Genomic DNA, 19,539 nt, shown 5'->3' with positions numbered 1-19,539 from the left:
ATCGGTAAATTGCGATACTGCGATACACTCGATGCATGACCGAACCGACGCAGAACGAGTTGGTGGCCGTGTTCAAGGCGCTCGGGCATCCGACGCGCCTCGCCATCCTCGGGTGGCTCAAGGACCCGGGCTCGTTCCCGCCTCAAGACCGGCCCGCAGTGCAGGTCGGGGTGTGCCTGAAGCACATCCAGGCCCGAGCGAACGTCTCGCAATCGACGGCGTCGCAGTTCATGGCAACACTGCAGCGGGCCGACCTCGTGACCTGCACCCGCGTCGGTCAGTGGTCGCACTATCAGCGCAACGAGCCCGAGATCGCCCGGTTCGCTCAGCTCGTCGGCACGTCGATCTAGAAAAATCACCACGATCAGCGCCCCGAGGAGGAGACTGGTGGCGGTCGGCGTCGGTGGAGACGCCCGGGGGCAGGAGATGTGCCGATGTGCAGAAGGACCGTTGCCGGCGAATCGATGATCGCGCCGACCGATCGACGCCGCGCATGAAGCGATGGTCAGTCATCGCAATCCTCGGCAGCGCGCAGTTCGTGATGGTGCTCGATGGAACCGTCATGAACGTCTCGATCTCCACCGTGGTGAAAGATCTCGACACGAGCGTCGCCGCCATGCAGGGCGCGATCACCTTCTACACGCTCACGATGGCGGCCTTCATGCTGCTCGGAGCGAAGCTCGGTGATGTCTGGGGCCGCCGACGAGCGTTCGTCATCGGCTCGTGCATCTACGCCCTGGGTTCGCTCATCACCGCGTTCAGCCCCAATATCGGGTTCCTCTTCCTCGGCTGGTCGGTGATCGAGGGGCTCGGCGCGGTGCTCGTGATTCCCGCGATCGCGGCGCTCATCGCCGACAACTACGAGGGACACGAACGCGTCACCGCCTACGCCATCATCGGCGCGGCCTCCGGTGCCGCGGTCGCCGCCGGTCCGCTCATCGGCGGCTTCATGACGACCTATCTGAGCTGGCGGTACGTCTTCGTCGCCGAGGTCGTCATCATGATCGGCGTCGTGATCTTCTCCCGCGCGGTGACGGATCGGGCCGGAGCCCGGCCGGCGCGCATCGACCTGCTGAGCGTCGTGCTCTCGGCATCCGGCCTGGTGCTCGTGGTGTTCGGAATGCTGCAGAGCAAGACGTGGGGCTGGGTCACTCCGCTGCAGTCGCCCGAGATCAACGGCGTCGCGATCGCGCCGCTCGGGGTCTCGCTCACGCTGTGGCTGATGCTCGCGGGAGCGCTGCTGATCTGGGCGTTCATCGGGCGGCAACGACGCCTGGTCGCCGCGGGTCGCGCGCCCCTCGTCGACGTCTCGCTCTTCTCGATCGGGCGGCTCCGCAGCGGGCTGACCGTGCTCGCGGCGCAGTACGCCCTGACGGCAGGCCTGTTCTTCATGGTGCCCGTGTACCTGCAGATGACGCTCGGGCTCGACGCGCTCGAGACGGGCATCAGGATCTTCCCGCTCTCGATCTCCCTCATACTCTTCTCCATCCTGGGCACGAAGCTGTCGTTCATCTGGTCGCCGCGTCGCATCATCCGCGCCGGCCAGATCATCCTCGTGGTGAGCGCCATCGTGCTGCTCGGCGCGGTCGACCTCGAACTCAAGAGCATCGCGTTCGGAGCTGGAATGTTCGCGGCCGGCGCCGCCCTCGGGCTGCTCGCCTCCCAGATCGGCAACGTGAACATGTCCAGCGTCGACGAGACGCAGTCCAGCGAGGTCGGGGGCCTGCAAGGCGTCTTCCAGAACCTCGGCTCCTCCCTCGGCACCGCGCTCATCGGATCCGTGCTCATCGGCACACTCGCCACCTCGTTCGGATCGGCCGTCGCGACGAGCGAGCTGTCTGCGGAGACCCGCTCGGCCGTGCAGGAGGCGACGGCAGGCGGCGTCGAGATCGTGCCTGCGGCATCCGTCGACGGCCTCGCAGAGGAGGCGGGGCTGAACGAAGCGGATGCCGCGGAGCTGACGTCGATCTACGAGAACTCGCAGATCGAATCACTGCGTGTCGCCTTCGTCGCGCTGATCGTGATCGCGCTGCTGTCGCTGTTCTTCTCACGGGGCATTCCGACCGAGATCGCAGGTCGCCCGCCCGAGGCCGAGGCCGATGCTGCCGCCGAACCGGTGAAGGAGACGACATGAACGACGCGAGCGAGGAGCTGCCCCCGGAGCCGGCGCCGACCGACTTCAGCGCGCGCGCCGAATGGGGCCGCGCCGCCCGCATGCGCGTGCCGCGGTCCGCGCATGCGGCGTGGGAGCCGCCGGCGAACCGTACCGATCCGGTGTCGCTGCTCGAAGAACAGGCGACGACCCGCGTGCCGGAGCTCGTGCCGATCCGCCATGCCCGCATGATGGCGTCGCCGTTCAGCTTCTACCGTGGCGCAGCCCTGCTGATGGCTGCAGATCTGGCGACGACTCCCGATTCCGGCATCACCGTGCAGCTGTGCGGCGACGCCCACCTCTCGAACTTCGGTGTGTTCGGTACCCCCGAACGCAGGCTGATCTTCGACATCAACGACTTCGACGAGACCCTCCCCGGCCCCTGGGAATGGGATCTCAAGCGCCTCGTGGCGAGCTTCGAGGTGGCCGGTCGCCACCGCGACTTCACTGACGACGAGCGCGACGCGATCCGTCGCGCGGCCGCGCGGGGATATCGCGAGCAGATGCGCCGGGCCGCCGAGGCGCGCGTGCTCGACGCGTGGTACGACCGGTTCGACGCCGACGCGTTGTCAGCGTGGGTCAGCGCCCGGCAGAAGGAACGCAAGCTCGAGAAGCAAATGGTGAAACGCACCGACTCGGTGCTCGCCAAGGCACGTGCACGCGACAGCGCGCGGGCGTTCTCCAAGCTCGTGCACCTGGTCGACGGCCGACCGAGGATCGCCGCCGACCCGCCGTTCGTGGTGCCGATCGAAGACCTGGGGCCGCTGGGGCGTACGCACGCCGACGACGAGGAGGTCATGCGCGCGCTGCTCCGCAGCTACCAGACGACGCTGCCCGGCACGCGGCATCCGCTCGCCGAGTTCAGCTATCTGCACATGGCCCGCAAGGTCGTCGGCGTCGGCAGCGTCGGCACTCGTGCGTGGATCGTGCTGCTGCGCGGGCGCGACGACGGCGATCCACTCATGCTGCAGGCAAAGCAGGCCGAAGCATCGGTGCTCGAACGGTTCCTGCCGCCCAGCGAATACGTCGAACACGGTGAGCGGGTCGTTCGCGGTCAGCGGCTCATGCAGGCGGCCAGCGACATCTTCCTCGGCTGGCAGCAGGTCACGGGGCACGACGGAGTCGTACGCGACTTCTACCTGCGCCAGCTGCACGACTGGAAGGGCGGCCTCGACGTCGAGGTGATGGTGGCGGCGGGCGCTGAGTTGTACGCGACCGCGTGCGGCGAGATGCTCGCCCGAGCGCACGCGCGCTCGGGCGATCGGGTGGCCATCGCCGCCTACCTCGGGTCGAGCGACCGGTTCGATCGGGCGTTGGGCGAGTTCGCGGTCGCCTACGCCGACCAGAACGAGCGCGACTACGCCGCGTTCATGGCTGCCGTGGCATCCGGCCGCCTGGAAGCGGCAGAGGCGGCGACCGCGCGCTGACCGCAGCCGCGGAGGGCGGGCAGGCCGGTCGACCCACCGATTGCGTCAGCTCGAGCGTGGCTGGTTCGGCTCGAGCAGGTCGGCGTACTGCGGGTTCCCAGCCATGAACGCCGCAACGACCGGGCAGCGAACGGTGATGGGCCGGTTCCGCTCGCGCAGGTCGTCGAGCACATCGGCGATGAGATCGGCAGCGATGCCACGGCCGCGGAACTCGGGGTCGACGCTCGTCGTGAGCACCACGATGCGGTCGTCGACCTCGTCGTATTGCACATACGCCATCTCACGACCGTCGATCGTCGCAGCGTACCGGTGCGCTTCTGCGTGGTGATGCACCTCGATCTCGAACGCGGCATCGGCCGAGGGCCGGTCGACCTCGCGAACCTCCGCCGTCGTCACCTCGTCGACGAGTGCAGCAGTGCCCTCGTCGAGAAACCCGGCCCCATCCGGGTACCCGGCGGCATCCGGATACTCGACCGGCGTGAATCCATCTCGTGTGCTCATCGAAACCCTCCATCTCATGACCTCGCGTCGACAGGGCCTCGGCGGCGGGTGGGACCAGTCGTGGTCTGCTTGGCGCAACCCTGAAGAGGGCCGCCTGAAACCCGGTGCTCCCGCTCTTGCCTCACGACTCGACCGAGCCTGTCACGAGCTTCGACCGGGCATGCCGCGACGTTGTGACATCCGCCGCCGCCTTCATCCGAAAATGGGGGCAATTCCTGGAAAGCCGTCACATCCGCGCGTACCATGCGGTCTCAGCTGGAAAGGACGATCGCGGTCCTCACTTGCCGACCGACGGGATCACCGATGGATGAGAACCTCGACGACGCGCTCGCCGCATTCGAAGCCGTGCGCGGGCGACTCTTCGGCATCGCCTATCGGATGCTCGGCAGCGCGAGCGAGGCGGAGGACATCGTGCAGGAGGCGTGGCTTCGTTGGCAGGGCACCGATCGATCGGTCGTGCTGGAGCCGCCCGCGTTCCTCGCCACCACCACCACTCGGCTCGCGATCAACGCACTGCAATCCGCCCGTGCTCGCCGTGAGACCTACGTCGGGCCGTGGTTGCCCGAGCCCGTCGACACGAGCGCCGACCCGACGCTCGGCGCCGAACGTGCCGAGGCGCTCGGCGTCGCCGTACTCGTCATGCTCGAGCGGCTCACTCCGACCGAGCGGGCCGCGTACGTGCTTCGCGAGGCCTTCGCCTACCCCTACGAGCAGATCTGCGAGATCGTGCAGGTTTCCGAGGCTGCTGCGCGACAGCTCGTCTCTCGCGCGCGGAAGCACCTCACGGGCGAACGTCGGCGTGAGGTGACCAAGCAGGAGCAGCGACGACTGCTCACGGCGTTCGTCAGCGCTGCGCAGACGGGCGACCTCGTCGAGCTCGAACGGCTGTTCGCCGAAGACGTCGTGTCGTATTCCGACGGCGGCGGTGTCGTGCGGGCCTCGAAGTTCCCGGTGCGCAGCCGGGCGATCGTCGCGAAGTACATCCGCGCCTTCCACACGCACTTCTGGGTGGGCGTGGAGGTCACCGAGGCCGAGGTCAACGGGCGGCCCTCGATGCTGCTCTCGAAGGAGGGAACGACGTTCGCGGTGCTCACCCTCGTCGCTTCTTCGCTCGGCATCGAGCAAGTGCTCTGGATGATGAACCCCCACAAGCTGGGCGCAGTGGCCTCCCGTGCAGCCTCATGACCTCGTCGCTCGCCTGCGCGTCGCCCTCGAACTTGGAGACGACTTCGCGCTGGCGGGCGTGCTGAATCCCGAGGTACGCCTGGTCGTCGACACCGGTGACGATGGCGGGTGCGATCTTCGCGGGCGTGCTCGCGCGATTCGCGTGCTGAGACGGCGACTGGCGATGCATCCGGAGGCCGTGCTGCACGCGGTGCACGTCAACGGACGGCTCGGCCTCGCACTGCGCCGATCCGACGACCACGTGCTCGGCGTGCTCAGCATCGACGCGATCGACATGATCGACGTGCTCTGGCTCTCGACCGCACCGCGCAAGCTCGCGGCCTGGAATCGCCGACGCCCCGAGATCGACTGACTCGCCCGTCACAAATCATCGGGCAGCCCGGTCTGAGCTACATGACGGCAGCGGATTCGCCGCGGCCCTGATGGAAGGCACCAGTCATGAAGATCGTCGTCATCGGAGGCACCGGCCTCATCGGATCCAAGGTCGTCGAGCACCTGACCGAGCACGGCCACGAGGCCGTCGCCGCGTCACCCAACTCGGGCGTGAACACCATCACCGGCGAAGGCCTCGCCGAGGTGCTCGTCGGCGCCAACGTCGTCGTCGATGTCTCGAACTCGCCGTCGTTCGCCGACGACGACGTGCTCGCGTTCTTCACGACGTCGACGAAGAACCTGCTCGCGGGCGAGCGCGAGGCGGGGGTCACCCACCACGTCGCGCTCTCCATCGTCGGCGCTGAGCGGGTGCCGAACAGCGGGTACCTGCGCGCGAAGATCGCACAGGAGAAGCTCATCGAGGAGTCCGGCCTGCCGTACTCCATCGTGCGGGCGACCCAGTTCTTCGAGTTCGTCGGACGGATCGCCGATGCCGCGACCGTCGACGGCACCGTGCGCGTGTCCACGGGACTCATGCAGCCGATCGGCGCTGCGGATGTCTCGGCCACCGTCGCACGCGTCGCCGCCACTGCCCCGATCAACGGCACCCTCGAGGTCGGCGGGCCCGAGCGCCTCGGCCAAGACGAGCTGATCCGTCGCGGCCTCACGGCGATTGGCGACTCCCGCGCCGTCGTCGGCGACCCCGAGGCACCGTACTTCGGCGCGAAGCTCACCGGCACCGAGCTCGTGCCACTGAGCGACGATGCCCAACTGTCGACGACCACGTTCGCCGACTGGCTCGCCGCGCAGTCGGCCTCGGTGAAGTAGGCCGCCGCCATGCGTATCACGGTCATCGGCGGCACCGGTCTCATCGGCACCCGGCTCGTGGCGCGGCTGCAGGCCGACGGCCACGACGTCGTCGTCGCTTCGCGCGCGACGGGCGTCAACTCCTACACGGGCGAGGGTCTCGCGGAGGCCCTCGCCGGGGCGGAGGTGCTCATCGACGTCTCCAATTCCGACTATCTCGACGAGGCGGGAGCGAACGAGTTCTTCTACGGCTCGACGCTCAACCTGCTGACGTACGGCGCCGCCGCCGGGGTGCCGCACCACGTCGCCCTCTCCGTCGTCGGCACCGACCGACTCGCCCGCACCGAAGGCGGCTACTTCGCAGCAAAGGCGGCGCAGGAGCGCCTCATCCGGCAATCGGGCCGGCCGTACACGATCGTGCACGGCACCCAGTTCTTCGAGTTCATCGCGAACATCGCCGATGCAGGGACGAGCCGGAACGTCGTGCGCCTGTCGCGCGCGCTCTTCCAGCCGATGGCCGCCGACGATGTCGCTGCCGCGGTGGCGACGACCGCCGTCGGCTCGCCGCTGAACCAGGTCGTCGAGTTCGCCGGGCCCGAGCAGTTCAGGCTCGAGGAGCTCGTGCGTCGCCAGTTGCGGGCCCGCAGCGACCTGCGCGCTGTCGAGGTCGATCCGCTCGCCCGGTACTTCGGTACCGATCTCGACGAGCGCGAGCTGCTGCCCGGACCCGACGCCACGATCGCGCCGACGCGGTACGAGGAGTGGCTCGCCGCCGGGGGACGGCCCAATGTCGACCTCGAGGGGGCGTTCTGACGGACCGACGGCCGCAGCGGCCGGCGCCAGGGCAGCAGCACACGCGTGCTGGCGCCGGTCACCACCTCCCTCAGGATGCACCGACCGCGTTCGCCGCCGCGATCGACGCGAGTGCGGGCCTCGCCGTTCGGTGATGTGAGCCTCGGAAGAACCACCTATACATCTGACCTCTTGTCAGCAATGATGGGTCGAGATGTGATGCTTGCCGCGATTTCGCGTCATCGCATCCGTCAGACACCAGACCAATGTTGCCCTGGGAGGTTCACCTTGATTCTCGACCACGAACTCGATCGACGTCGGGTACTGCAGATCGGCGGCGTGCTCGCGCTCGCGCCGCTCGTACCCAACCTGATGGGCGGCCAGGCCGCAGCGGCGGCGGCGGCGGCGGCACCATTGCCGGCCGGCGGCGTCCGAGCCGCCACCGGCGGCCTCAGCCTCCCCGAGATCTCCGCGAAGGCGCTCTGGTACGGCGTGCCCGCGACCGACTGGGAGACGCAGGCACTGCCGATCGGCAACGGCCGCGTGGGCGCGATGCTCTTCGGCAACCCCGACGAGGAAGTCGTGCAGTTCAACGAGCAGAGCCTCTGGGGCGGACTCAACAACTACGACAACGCGCTCGCCGGGCAGCCCGATGGCGGCTACGACACGAGCGAGACCGGGTTCGGCTCGTACCGCGACTTCGGCACGATGCGCATCGGGTTCGCAGCAGGGCCGACCGTCAGCTCTCCGGGCGGGCCCTACGTGATCTCGGGCTCCGAGACCATCGCCAACACCATCGACGGCCGGAGCAACACGAAGTGGTGCATCATCGGCCCGCCCGCCCACGTGCTCTGGCAGGCCGACCTCACGGCCCCGGCGGTCGTCTCCGGCTACAGCATCACGAGCGCGAACGACACCCCGGCGCGCGACCCGCAGGAGTGGGCATTCCAGGGATCGAACGACGGCACCACGTGGGTCACCCTCGACACCCGCGTCGGCCCGCCGTTCGAGCAGCGCTTCCAGACGAAGTCGTTCACGTTCGCCAACACCACCGCCTACGCGAAATATCGGTTCGACATCGTGCCCAAGGCGGGAGTCAGCCACTTCCAGGTCGCCGAGTTCGCCCTCGCCGGCGTCGACCTCGTGCAGGGCGACCTCGTCTACATCACCTCGCCGAGCGGCCACTCGGGCGATGACGATGCCGACATCGCTCGCAGCATCGACGGCGATCTCGCCACGGCCTGGCACGTCGACGACGTCGATGGCGGCGCCCACTGGCAGTTGCAGTTGATCGCCAAGCGGGCGCTCGACACCTATGTCATCACGAGCGCCGCAGACACCTCTGCGGCCGACCCGCGCGACTGGGTGCTCGAGGGCTCCAACGACGGCAGCACGTGGCAGCAGCTCGACTCGCGCACGGGCACCACGTTCTCGGCTCGCGGCGAGGCCAAGGAGTTCGCGTTCGCCAACGCCACGGAGTATTCGCTCTACCGCCTGACGTTCACGGCGCCCGGCGCCTTCCACCTCGCGGGCGTGGCGTTCACCGGCTCGGGGTTCGACACCCGCACCCGCCGTGTCGCCGCCGACTACCGTCGCGCACTCGACACCGCGATCGGCGTGCATCACACCCAGTTCGCCCTGCGCACCGGCCGGGTGACGCGCGAAGCGTTCGCGAGTCGCGGAGCCGACCTCATCGTGCTGCGCTACACGACAGATGACGCGGCCGGCCTCAGCGGCGTCATCACCCTCGCATCGGGGCAGGCGAACGCACCGACCACGGCGAACGGCACCTCTCGCCGCCTGGGTTTCCAGGGCGCCATGCTCAACGCGCTCAAGCACGCCGCGACCGTGCAGATCGTCGACACCGATGGCCAGGTCGCAGCAGGCTCGGACTCGCTCAGCTTCACCGGCGCCTCCACGCTCACGCCCCTGCTCGATGCCCGCACCGACTACAAGCTGAGTGCAGCCGAGGGCTGGCGTGGGGTCGAGCCGCAGCCCGTGATCGATGCCGCGATCGCCGCGGCATCCGCTCGCCCCTTCGACGAGCTGCGCAGTGAGCACACCGAGCAGGTCGGCGCCCTCATGTCGCGTGCCGTCGTGACCTGGGGCGACACGGATGCCTCGGTGCTGCAGTTGTCGACGAACCAGCGCCTCGCCCGCTACGGCGCGGGCGGCGCAGACCCCACCCTCGAGCAGGCGATGTTCGACTACGGGCGCTACCTCCTGCTGAGCTCATCGCGACCGGGCGGCCTGCCCGCCAATCTGCAGGGTTTGTGGAACAACAGCAACCAGCCACCGTGGGCCTCCGATTACCACACCAACATCAATCTCCAGATGAACTACTGGGGGGCCGAGACCACGAACCTCCCCGAGAGCCACGAAGCGCTCGCCGCGTTCATCGAGCAGGTCGCGGTGCCGAGCCGAGTGGCCACGCGCAACGCGTTCGGCCAGGACACCCCCGGCTGGACAGCGCGCACCTCGCAGAGCATCTTCGGCGGCAACGCGTGGGAATGGAACACGATCGCGAGCGCCTGGTACGCCCAGCACCTCTACGAGCACTGGGCGTTCACGCAGGATCGCGCGTACCTCGAAACCCTCGCCTACCCGCTCATCAAGGAGATCTGTCAATTCTGGGAGCACGAGCTCAAGGAGCTGCCCGACGGCACCCTCGTCGCCCCGAACGGCTGGTCGCCCGAGCACGGTCCGCGAGAAGACGGCGTCATGCACGACCAGCAGATCATCTGGGACCTGTTCCAGAACTACCGGGAGTGCGCCGCCGCCCTCGACCTCGACGCCGAGTACCAGGCGACCGTCACAGACCTGCAGTCTCGCCTCGCGCCGAACAAGATCGGCAGCTGGGGGCAGCTGCAGGAATGGCAGACCGACCGCGACAGCCCGACCGACCTGCACCGACACACCTCGCACCTGTTCGCGGTGTACCCGGGCCGCCAGATCACCTCGCAGACGCCCGAGCTCGCGGCCGCAGCGCTCGTCTCATTGAAGGCACGCTGCGGCGAGGTCGACGGGCAACCGTTCACCGAGGCCAACGTGACCGGCGACAGCCGCCGCTCGTGGACTTGGCCGTGGCGGGCAGCACTCTTCGCGCGCCTCGGCGAGGCCGAGCGGGCGAACTCCATGGTGCGGGGCCTGCTGCGGTACAACACGCTGCAGAACCTGTTCGGCAACCACCCGCCGTTCCAGATGGACGGCAACTTCGGCATCACCGGCGCGGTCGCCGAGATGCTCCTGCAGAGCCACGAGCAGCGCATCGCGCTGCTGCCGGCCCTGCCGAATGCATGGAAGCCGACCGGCTCGTTCACGGGCCTCCGGGCCCGCGGCGGCTACGAGGTCTCGGCGGAGTGGGAGAACGGGGTGGTCACGTCCTACAACGTCGTCGGCGACAAGGCGCCGAACGCGAGTCCGGTGATCGTCATCGTCAATGGCGAGGGCCGCCGAGTGCGGCCGGCGAATCCGACCTCCGGCACGCCCATGCTCGACCTCGGCCCGGCCGTCGATGTCGCATTCGATGTCGAGGTGAAGCGCCGAATGGTCGGCGGCAAGGTGCAGCTCGTGGTGAAGGCGCGGAACGAAGACGATGCACCGCTGACGTTCGCGCTCGAATCCGCCTACGGAACGAAGACGATCGCGGACGTCGCCGCCGGCAAGAACGCGACCCACTCGTTCTCGACGAGGCTCACCGCGATCCCGGCCGGCGTGGTGAAGGTCACGGCGACGAAGACCGTCGGCGGCCAGCCGATCGCCACGTCTCGGGATGTGCCGTACGAGGGGTTCCCCGGGTGACCTGCGGGTCGATCCCCGCCTGATCCCCAAGGCGATCCCCGCCTGATCCCCAAGTGATCCCCCGCCTGATCCCCAGGTGATCCCCGAGTCATCCCCGCCTGATCTCCGGGTGATCCCCGACTTCACGGGGGCGAAGATGAAGCCGGCCGACGGGACATCCGTCGGCCGGCTTCGTCGTGCGCGAGCGCACCGTGTGCAATCAGCGAACGGATGCCTCGAGCGTCGCCGCCCGGGTTGCCGCGAGGTCGGGTGCGAGGAACCGGTCGAGCGCTGTGAGGAATTGCTCGGGGGCCTCCTCCGCGAGCCAGTGACCGGCACCCGCGATCACGACGCCCTCGACATCATCGGCGACGAGGGCGACACCCCCGGCGACGTGGTCGCCGTAACTCCGCTCACCGCCGAGCGCGAGCACCGGCATCGGCAGCCTGCGTGTTGCGCGCTCCGTGTTCTGCGCGACCGTTGCGTCGAACGCACGGTAGAAGCCGAGGCTGCCGGTCAACGATTCCGGGTTCGAGAGGAGCTCGACGTAGTACGCGATGGCCTCGGCGCGCACCCCGCCACCCTGCACGGCGAACTCGTAGCCGAAGTAGACGTCTTCGCGGCCCGTGATGAGTTGCTCGGGGAGCTGCTCGACGCGGTTGAACGGGATGTGCCACAGCGTGTTGTTGATCGGCGCGGGGACGAAGAGCGGCGGAGCCGGCGTCGTGCCGGGCGCGCCCGGGAGCTCGGCGAGCACCAGCCGGCTCACGCGCTCGGCGTGATCGGATGCCAGCGCGTAGCCGACCGCGAAACCCGTGTCGTGGCCGACGACCGCGAACCGCTCGTGGCCGAGGGTGTCCATGAGTGCGACGAGGTCGGCGGCGAGGGTGCCGACGTCGTAGCCCGCGTCGGGCTTGTCGGAGAGGCCGATTCCGCGCTGGTCGACGGCGATCACCGTGAAGTTCTTCGCGAGGGCGGGCATCAGCAGGCGCCAGGCGTACCAGGTCTCGGGCCAGCCGTGCACGAGGAGCACTGCGGGTCCTTGGCCGCCGATCACCGCGTGCAGTCGAGTGCCGTCGGCATCGACGTAGCGGCTCGTGAAGGTGTCGGTGAATCCGACGGGCAGATTCGGGGCACCGGTCACGGATCCGAGACCGGTGGCGGTGGGAAGGTTGGTGAGTGCTGTGTTCATGATGGGTTCCTAACTCCTAAAGTAGGACTGGATTGTCCTGATGTAGGAGTCAACGGCGAATGCAGCCCTCGCTATTCCCGCGGCGGCGAGAAAAGTGAGAATTGTGCAGCTCTCCCATGCTCATGCCTCGTGCGACGTGTCCTCCACAGGTAGTGTTCGGGTGGAGTTATTCACAGGCTGATCTGCTGTTTTGTGGTTCGTCGGGGTCGGTTCGGATGTCGGTGGGTGGCGCCAGACTGGGGTCATGACCGAACTCGCTGCGACCCTCGACGGGGTGCGCACCGCGCTCCTCGACGTGGTGGGCGTTGGTGATGTCGCGGGCTGGTCTGATGACGAGCTGCTCGCCGCGGCCGCCGCGTTCGAAGCCGTGGGCCGGGTGATCGACGCGCACCGCGCGGCGTGTGCCGGGGAGGTTGCGGAGCGGTCGCGGGTCGAGTTGGGCTCCGAACGGCTCTCGACGCGCCGCGGCTGCCGCACTGCTGGCGAGTTGCTCGAGCGGGTGACGCAGGTGTCGGGCGGTGAAGCACGGCGACGTGTTGCGCTCGGCGCGGCGACCCGGCCTGGTGTCGGGTTGACCGGTGAGCGGGTGCCGGCGCGATTCGCCTCTGTTGCGGCAGCGTTGGCCGGTGGTGCGTTGGGGGTGGATGCTGCGGGCACAATCATCCGCGAACTCGACGCCACCCGCCGAGTCGCCGACCCCACCGCGCTCGAGACCGCCGAGCGGGAGCTGGTCGCTGCGGCCCTCGGCGCCGGTGACGCGTACCCGGTGCGGTGCACGGCCGATGAGCTGCGGGTGCAAGCCCAAGCGTGGGCGGTGTTCCTCGATCAAGACGGCCCCGAACCCGACGACGAACGCGCCATGCGGCGCCGAGGGTTCCGCATCGGACGTGCCCGTGACGGACTCATCCCCGTCACCGGTGAACTCCTGCCCGAGGTCGCTGCAGGCCTCACCCGGTTGTTCGACGCGCACCTGGCGCCCCGGTCGGGTGGCGGGTTCATGACCGCCGAAGAACGCGCCGATATCGCCGCCAACGGCGAAACCCGCACCGCCGACCAGCAACGCCACGACGTGGTGGCCGCGATCATCGCGACGGCCGCCCGCTCCGGGGAGCATCCCAGCATCGGCGGCGCCGCACCCACGGTCCTCATCAGTGTCCGCGCGGCGGATCTCGAGTCCGGGCGTGGTGTTGCGCACGCCGACGGCATCGACATCCCCGTGTCGCTGCGTGCCGCCCGGCAACTCATGTGCACGGGCGGCACGCAACAGGTCGTCTTCGACGACGACGGGCGCATCATCCGGCTCGGTTCACCCGAACGCTGCTTCACCCCGCACCAACGCCGTGCGATCACCCTCCGCGACGGCGGCTGTCTCATCCCGGGCTGCCAGGTACCGGCATCCTGGTGCGAGATCCACCACGTCATCCCCGACGCCGACGGTGGCCCGACGCATCCTGACAACGGTGTGCTGTTGTGCTGGTTCCACCACCGCACGATCGACACCTCCGGGTGGGCCATCCGCATGACCCGGGGCACACCACAGATCCGGCCACCCGCATGGCTCGACCCCGGCGGCACCTGGCACCCCGCCACGAAATCCCCCACCCGCCTCGCCGACCAACTCGACCGAAGACCCGCAGCCGTCGCATGATGCGGCGCGATGAGGTGGCGCCAAACGGGAGATCGCTCACGCGGCGAGCCTCACCGCAGTGAGGCAGCGACCCGCGAACTTGGAGCGCTCTGACGCGCGCGTGACGCTTCTCGACTACTCCTCGACGCCTGGATCCCCGCCGTCCAAGCCGCCACCGGTGGAATCGGTGAGCGGCGCACTGCTCGTGGGCGCGCTCGTGCTCGTGCTCGTGCGTTCCAACCATTCGAACAGGTCGACAGGTCGACAGGTCGAACAGGTCGAACAGGTCGACAGGTCGACAGGTCGAACCCGTCGAACCCGTCGAACCCGTCGAGCCCGTCGAGCCCGTCGAATCCGTCGGCACGATCAGCGACCGCCTCGACTGCCGACCCGACACCGGCGCTAGGCTGGCCCCGCAGAGCGAGCACGAGGTCGTGAACGATGGGGCGGGCATGCGTAGAGCGCTGGGGTGGACTGTACTTGCTGGAGTGAGCGTCGCGACGGTGCTCGGGGGTGGGACCGCCGCGATCGCGTCCGTCGGCTCCGGCCCCGTTGTGGCCGCCGAGGCGGCACCGACGACCGTGTCGGGGGTGATCGACACCGTCTACGACGGAGCCGAGGCGCTCAGCGACTGGTCCGGATGGACCGTCGATGCGTGGCTGACGGGCAGCACCGCGCCGGTGGCGACGACGACCGCCGCGGCATCCGGTGCCTTCTCGGTCGCATTCGCCGACAGCATTCCGGTCGACGGCATCGCGTACCTCACGGCGACGGGCCCGACCGACCCCGCCGGCCCCTCGGCGACGCTGGCTGTCGCGCTGCCCGCCGGTCTCCCCACGAGCGCCGTCACGCTCAACGAACGCACGACGGTGGCGATGGCCTACGCGATGGCGCAATTCGTCACGCCCGACAACGTCACGGGGCTCGCACCGGGAGTGCGGAACTCCGCTGCGATGGCGACCAACGTCGCCGATCCCCTGACGGGCGGGCTCAGCGAGGTACTGACGACCTCGCCGAACGGCTCCGAGACCTCGACCTTGGCAGCGTTCGACTCGTTGACCGCCGCACTCGTGGGCTGCGTCAATGTGCCGTTCGCCGACCCGATCGCACACCCGACCGGGATCTGCGCTTCCCTCCTCGAGGCCGCTGCCGCGCCCGGTGAGGCAGCACCGACAGACACCTTCCGGGCGTTCGCGTCGATCGCACGCGCGCCGGCCACCGACCCGGCGCGCGTCTTCGCCCTCACCGGCGTCGTCACCCTGCCGGCGGACCAGCCCGTGCTCGCTTCGCCCCCTGCAGCGTGGACCCTCGCCCTGCGTTTCGACGGCGACGGTCAGTCGCTCGGCGGCCCGGGCAATTTCGCCATCGATCACGAGGGCAACATCTGGGTCAACAACAACTACCAGTACGCCGCCGACCCGAACACGCCCGTCTGCGACTCCGACAAGCTGTTCCGCGTCTCGCCGACGGGCGAGTTCATGACCTTCACGGGCGGCGGGCTCAGCGGTGTCGGCTACGGCATCGCGCTCGATCCTGCGAACGGCAACGTCTGGGTGAGCAACTTCGGATTCGCCGCCCCCGCGCCGCTCTGCCCCGAGGCGGACCAACCGCCGCACAACAGCAACTCCGCCTTCACTGCCGAGGGGGTGCCGATCTCACCCGACACCGGATTCACGCAGGGTGACATCTTCTGGCCGCAGGGCATGACCTTCGCCGGCGACGGCTCGATCTGGACCGCCAACTGCGGCAACGACTCGGTGACGGTCTACCCCGACGCCGATCCGACGAAGGCGTTGAACCTCCCCTACGACCGGCTCGGGCTCGAGCAGCCGTTCGACATCGTCGACAACGGGCGCGGACTCGTCATCTCGGGCATCGTGAACAGCTCGGTCGCGATGGTCGACTACGACGGCAACCTGCTCCCCGAATCGCCGGGCGCGAACCCGGCCTTCGACAACCCCATGGGCCTCGCCCGGGATGCCGCGGGCAACGTCTGGGTGTCGAACTCGAGCCTCATCACGCTCCCCTGCCCCACGCCGCCCGGCGGCACCGGCCCGTTCGCCGACGGCGACGTCAGCGGCCTCGACGAGGTGCTCGGCTCGGTCGCCCTGATCGCCCCCGACGGCACGACGACTGAGTTCGAGGGCGGAGGCACGACGGTCGCCTGGGGCATCTCGACCGATGGCGACGGCAACGTCTGGGTCGCGAACTTCGCCGGCAAGCGACTCTCGGCGTTCTGCGGCGCCGACCCGTCGACGTGCCCTCCTGGGCTCACCACCGGCGACCCCATCTCACCGGATGTCACGGGATTCTTCTTCGACGGCCTGACCCGCAATACGGCCACCGCCGTCGACCAGTCGGGCAACGTCTGGGTCACCAACAACTGGCTCGAGGTGCCGGTGCAGTCCAACCCCGGCGGTCATCAGATCGTCGCGTTCCTCGGACTTGCGGCTCCGACCGCGATCGCAGCACCGACCGGCGCCGGCGGCACACCCGACCCTGGAGTCGTGCCCGGCCCTCAGCTCGCCGCGAGCGGCGCCGATGAGCACTCGATGCTCGTGACCGCCGCCGGTGCGATCGCATTGCTCGTCGCCGGCGGCATCGTCCTGCTCCTCAGGCGGCGCGCGGTCGGCTGAGGGGCACGAGTCAGAGCGCTCCGGTCGCCGCCGTCTCGGTGACGTGCGGCGTGCCGTCGAAGACGAGCAGCCGGTCGGCGAGCTTGTCGACGAAGAAGCGGTCGTGCGAGACCACGACGACCGCGCCAGGGAAGTGCGTGAGCGCGCGCTCCATCACCTGGGTCGAGGTGATGTCGAGGTGGTTCGTCGGTTCGTCGAGCACGATCACCGCCGCGCCCGAGAGCAGGCACTGGGCGATGGCGACCCTGGCACGCTGGCCGCCCGAAAGGGTGCCGATCTTCTGCTGCAGGTCTGCCTCCGAGAACTGCAGCATCGCAAGAAAGCGGTTCACGCTCTTCTTCGTCGCCGTGAACGCGAGCGAATCGGGGTAGGCGTTCACGGCGTGACCGACGGTGTCGTCGAGGTTCAACTCGGCGTAGACCCGGTTGTACGACACGAACCGGGCGCCCTTCGCCCAGCGCACCGTGCCGGCATCCGCTTCAGTCTCGCCGGTGAGCACGTCGAGCAGCGTCGACTTGCCCGAGCCGTTCGAACCGAGCACTGCCACCCGATCGCCGCGCTGCAGGTCGAACGAGAGGTTCTCGAACAGCGGCGCGCCGTTGAAGCCCTTCGTGAGCCCAGTGACCGTGAGCAGGTCGTTGCTGACCCGCAGCCCGTCGTAGATACCGGTGATGATCTGGTCGATCGGGCGCGGCGCCTGGCGCTTCTTGATGTCGGCGAGACGGCGTGCGACGGCGTTCGAGGGATTGCGAGCTGCCTCACGACGCGCGGCCGACGCGGCCTGCTCGTAGGCCAGCAGTTCCTCTTCGTGCGCGAACTGGCGCTCGAGCATCTTGAGCCGCGACTGCTTCGCGTGCACGTACGCCGAGTAGTTTCCCTCGTACTCCTGCAGCCGGTAGTTCTCGATCTCGATGATGCGGTTCACGACGCCGTCGAGGAACTGCCGGTCGTGCGAGACCACGAGCACCGCGCCCGTGAAACCGCCGAGCCACCCCTCGATCCAGCGCACGCCGTCGAGGTCGAGGAAGTTCGTCGGCTCGTCGAGCAGCAGCACATCGGGCGCCTGCACGAGGATCTGCGCGAGTGCGGCGCGGTTGCGCCATCCGCCCGACAACCGGTCGACGGGCAGGTGTCGCCGCTCCTCGTCGAAACCGAGGCTCGTGAGCACCGTGTCGATGGTGTTCTCGTACGTCCAGCCGCCGATCGCGTCCATGCGCTCGAACAGTTCGCCCTGCTCGGTGAGCAGCGTCGTCATCGCGGCATCCGTCATCGGCTCGGCCAGCTGCATGCCGATCTCGTCGAGCCTGGCCTGCGTCTCGTGCACGGAAGCGAAGTGCGCACTCAGCGTCTGCTGCGTGCTCTGCTCGCCATCGAGTTCGGAGAACTGCGAGAAGTAGCCGACCCGTGTGCCGAGGGTGACGTCGACGGTGCCGTCAGTGGGCTCCTGCCGGCCCAGCACGAGCTCGAGGAAGGTCGTCTTCCCGGTGCCGTTCTTGCCGATGAGCCCGATGCGGTCGCCCTGTCGCAGCTTGAGGAACGCCTCTCGCAGCACCGGTCGCCCGTCGAACTCCATGCTCACGTCGTTCAGGCGGATCAGGCTCACGGGGGTCCTAGCGTTCGAGAGGAATCGGGCGGCGAGACGGATGCCTCGAGCCGCGCGCCAACTCTACCGACGCCGCCTGCACGAACGCTCCAGCGCCTGACCGCTGCGCCCGGGTTGACGACGGCCCGAGAACGCCGGGGCGGAGGCCGCAGCAGACCTACAGCCTGCCTCCCCCATGGAGCGTCGCGCCGATCCCACTGCCGTCGACACCGGAGGCGAGCTCGATGTCACTGGTATCCGCATACTGCCGTTCGACCGCGGCGAGCAGGAGGCGCCGCTGCAGCGCCAGGGGCGGGCGCCGATCCTCGCGAGCCACCGCGAGCAGGTCGTCCAGCGCCGAGTGGATGCGACGCGCCACCTGCGGCGAGCCGACGCCGGCGATTCGGACCTCGGCGAAGGCAAGGGTGACGTAGTCGCCCCACGTCATCACCTTCTCCGTCAGGCGCAGCTCCCCGTCTTCGTCGTAGTGGCGTCCGTCCGGGAACTCCCGCCTGACCAGTTCGCGCAGGCAATCGTGCAGACGGTCGATGGCCTGGACCGCCGTGGTCGGGTCCTGCCACGGCGCGTCGGAGAGGGCGCGGATCGCCATGTCGACGAGCAAGCGCACCCCGTACGCGACATCGTGCTCCAACGTGCGCTCCGGGCGGAGCACGATGGAGCCGTGCACCTTCCGTCGGTCGAGACGCATCGGGTCGCCGTGCACGTTGAACAACCGGCCGCCCGATGGGACGAACTCGCCGAGTGCGGGCACGAGCTCCAACGCGCATCCGGCCCGCCGCGCTGCGGCGATGAGCTTCTCGTACCTGATCGACGTGACGACGCCGGACTGCTCTGCCACGACGACGGCGGGGTCGTCGGCATCGGGCACCGACTCCTCGTTCGGGTAGACCTTGTGCACCATCTTTCGCGTGTTTTCGCCCGCGATCTCCACGAGCGCCGAGACGCGGAGCGCCTGGCCGATGTGGTGGATGTACACCACGAGAACCGCGATGCTGACGAGCGAGAGCAGGAACGTCGTGACGATCGCGACGCCCGGCACCTGGCCGGGATCGTCGCCGCTGCCGATCTCGACCTCTCGGATGGTCAGCAGCGTGTGCACGAACGTCGCGACGAACAGCCCGATGGCGAACTGGCTCGGCCGGTCGCGCAGCAGCCGCTGCACGATCCGCGGTGAGAACTGGCCCATCGCGAGCTGCACCACGACCAACACGATGGTCAAGACCAAGACGGTGAGGTTGACCATCGACGTGGCGACCGTCGTGAGGATCTCCAGGGCGGCCTCGGGGCCGCCGACGATATCCGCCGGCAGGAGTTCGTAGTCGGTGGCCCGGTCGATCGCGATCGTCGTGAAGGAGATCGCGATGCCGACCAGGACGCAGAGCACGGGAATCAGCCACAGCGCCGTCGAGATGTTGCGCACTGCCTTGTAGACGGTGTTCTGCATGCCGCTCCTTCGCGACGCACC

14 protein-coding genes are annotated in these 19,539 nt (G+C 68.8%); 10 read left to right on the top strand and 4 right to left on the bottom strand.

The genetic code is table 11. The features are described 5' to 3' along the window. Positions 1–35: 35 nt before the first annotated feature. From AC6CH0_RS08595 to AC6CH0_RS08585, 3 genes are all read left to right on the top strand, one after another. Positions 36–350: an ArsR/SmtB family transcription factor gene (locus tag AC6CH0_RS08595; protein WP_498099718.1), complete on the top strand. Its 315-nt coding sequence runs from the start codon at positions 36–38 to the stop codon at positions 348–350. A 143-nt stretch (positions 351–493) separates the two neighbouring features. Further along, entirely contained in the window at positions 494–2,134 is a 1,641-nt protein-coding gene (locus AC6CH0_RS08590) for an MFS transporter (protein WP_498099716.1), read from the top strand. Continuing rightward, a complete protein-coding gene (locus AC6CH0_RS08585; protein ID WP_498099714.1) occupies positions 2,131–3,579 on the top strand; it encodes a DUF2252 domain-containing protein in 1,449 nt (482 codons plus the stop codon). Before AC6CH0_RS08590 ends, AC6CH0_RS08585 begins: the two co-directional genes overlap by 4 nt. Positions 3,580–3,624: 45 nt before the next feature. Here the strand turns inward: AC6CH0_RS08585 and AC6CH0_RS08580 are convergent, their stop codons facing one another. After that, positions 3,625–4,080 (bottom strand): GNAT family N-acetyltransferase, encoded by a 456-nt coding sequence (locus AC6CH0_RS08580; RefSeq protein WP_498099712.1) that lies wholly within the window; start codon positions 4,078–4,080, stop codon positions 3,625–3,627. A gap of 303 nt (positions 4,081–4,383) precedes the next feature. Here AC6CH0_RS08580 and AC6CH0_RS08575 point away from each other — a divergent pair, with 303 nt between their 5' ends. The 5 genes from AC6CH0_RS08575 (at position 4,384) to AC6CH0_RS08555 (ending at position 11,037) form a co-directional block, all read left to right on the top strand. Further along, entirely contained in the window at positions 4,384–5,265 is an 882-nt protein-coding gene (locus tag AC6CH0_RS08575) for an RNA polymerase sigma-70 factor (RefSeq protein ID WP_498099711.1), read from the top strand. Then, complete coding sequence (locus AC6CH0_RS08570; protein WP_498099709.1) at positions 5,252–5,617, top strand: hypothetical protein; 366 nt, start codon at positions 5,252–5,254, stop codon at positions 5,615–5,617. Before AC6CH0_RS08575 ends, AC6CH0_RS08570 begins: the two co-directional genes overlap by 14 nt. An 86-nt stretch (positions 5,618–5,703) precedes the next feature. Then, positions 5,704–6,465: an SDR family oxidoreductase gene (locus AC6CH0_RS08565; RefSeq protein ID WP_498099707.1), complete on the top strand. Its 762-nt coding sequence runs from the start codon at positions 5,704–5,706 to the stop codon at positions 6,463–6,465. Positions 6,466–6,474: 9 nt separating this feature from the next. Then, a complete protein-coding gene (locus AC6CH0_RS08560; protein ID WP_498099705.1) occupies positions 6,475–7,257 on the top strand; it encodes an SDR family oxidoreductase in 783 nt (260 codons plus the stop codon). Between the two features lie 267 nt (positions 7,258–7,524). Next, entirely contained in the window at positions 7,525–11,037 is a 3,513-nt protein-coding gene (locus AC6CH0_RS08555) for a glycosyl hydrolase family 95 catalytic domain-containing protein (protein WP_498099703.1), read from the top strand. Positions 11,038–11,236: 199 nt separating this feature from the next. Here the strand turns inward: AC6CH0_RS08555 and AC6CH0_RS08550 are convergent, their stop codons facing one another. Further along, positions 11,237–12,208, bottom strand: coding sequence for an alpha/beta fold hydrolase (locus tag AC6CH0_RS08550; RefSeq protein WP_498099701.1), 972 nt, complete (start codon positions 12,206–12,208; stop codon positions 11,237–11,239). Between the two features lie 244 nt (positions 12,209–12,452). On the opposite strand from AC6CH0_RS08550, the gene AC6CH0_RS08545 reads away from it, so the two are divergent. Both AC6CH0_RS08545 and AC6CH0_RS08540 read left to right on the top strand, forming a co-directional pair. After that, a complete protein-coding gene (locus tag AC6CH0_RS08545) occupies positions 12,453–13,856 on the top strand; it encodes an HNH endonuclease signature motif containing protein (protein WP_498099699.1) in 1,404 nt (467 codons plus the stop codon). Positions 13,857–14,323: 467 nt separating this feature from the next. Then, positions 14,324–16,471, top strand: a complete 2,148-nt coding sequence (locus AC6CH0_RS08540; RefSeq protein ID WP_498099697.1) for an NHL repeat-containing protein — start codon at positions 14,324–14,326, stop codon at positions 16,469–16,471. A gap of 10 nt (positions 16,472–16,481) precedes the next feature. Here AC6CH0_RS08540 and AC6CH0_RS08535 read toward each other — a convergent pair whose 3' ends face one another. Together AC6CH0_RS08535 and AC6CH0_RS08530 are read right to left on the bottom strand one after the other, a co-directional pair. Beyond that, positions 16,482–18,074, bottom strand: a complete 1,593-nt coding sequence (locus AC6CH0_RS08535) for an ABC-F family ATP-binding cassette domain-containing protein (protein WP_498099695.1) — start codon at positions 18,072–18,074, stop codon at positions 16,482–16,484. Between the two features lie 157 nt (positions 18,075–18,231). After that, positions 18,232–19,518: a DUF2254 domain-containing protein gene (locus AC6CH0_RS08530; RefSeq protein ID WP_498099693.1), complete on the bottom strand. Its 1,287-nt coding sequence runs from the start codon at positions 19,516–19,518 to the stop codon at positions 18,232–18,234. Positions 19,519–19,539: the final 21 nt, after the last annotated feature.

The sequence above is a fragment of the Agromyces sp. GQ35 genome (genome assembly GCF_059758475.1).
Note: the sequence above shows the minus strand (reverse complement) of the source record. Positions and strands in the feature narration are given on the sequence as shown.

Bases quoted from the DNA above. Each gene is read 5' to 3' on its own strand.
- AC6CH0_RS08595 (WP_498099718.1), top strand. From the start codon at position 36: ATGACCGAACCGACGCAGAACGAGTTGGTGGCCGTGTTCAAGGCGCTC.
- AC6CH0_RS08590 (WP_498099716.1), top strand. From the start codon at position 494: ATGAAGCGATGGTCAGTCATCGCAATCCTCGGCAGCGCGCAGTTCGTG.
- AC6CH0_RS08585 (WP_498099714.1), top strand. From the start codon at position 2,131: ATGAACGACGCGAGCGAGGAGCTGCCCCCGGAGCCGGCGCCGACCGAC.
- AC6CH0_RS08580 (WP_498099712.1), bottom strand. From the start codon at position 4,080: ATGAGCACACGAGATGGATTCACGCCGGTCGAGTATCCGGATGCCGCC.
- AC6CH0_RS08575 (WP_498099711.1), top strand. From the start codon at position 4,384: ATGGATGAGAACCTCGACGACGCGCTCGCCGCATTCGAAGCCGTGCGC.
- AC6CH0_RS08565 (WP_498099707.1), top strand. From the start codon at position 5,704: ATGAAGATCGTCGTCATCGGAGGCACCGGCCTCATCGGATCCAAGGTC.
- AC6CH0_RS08560 (WP_498099705.1), top strand. From the start codon at position 6,475: ATGCGTATCACGGTCATCGGCGGCACCGGTCTCATCGGCACCCGGCTC.
- AC6CH0_RS08550 (WP_498099701.1), bottom strand. From the start codon at position 12,208: ATGAACACAGCACTCACCAACCTTCCCACCGCCACCGGTCTCGGATCC.
- AC6CH0_RS08545 (WP_498099699.1), top strand. From the start codon at position 12,453: ATGACCGAACTCGCTGCGACCCTCGACGGGGTGCGCACCGCGCTCCTC.
- AC6CH0_RS08530 (WP_498099693.1), bottom strand. From the start codon at position 19,518: ATGCAGAACACCGTCTACAAGGCAGTGCGCAACATCTCGACGGCGCTG.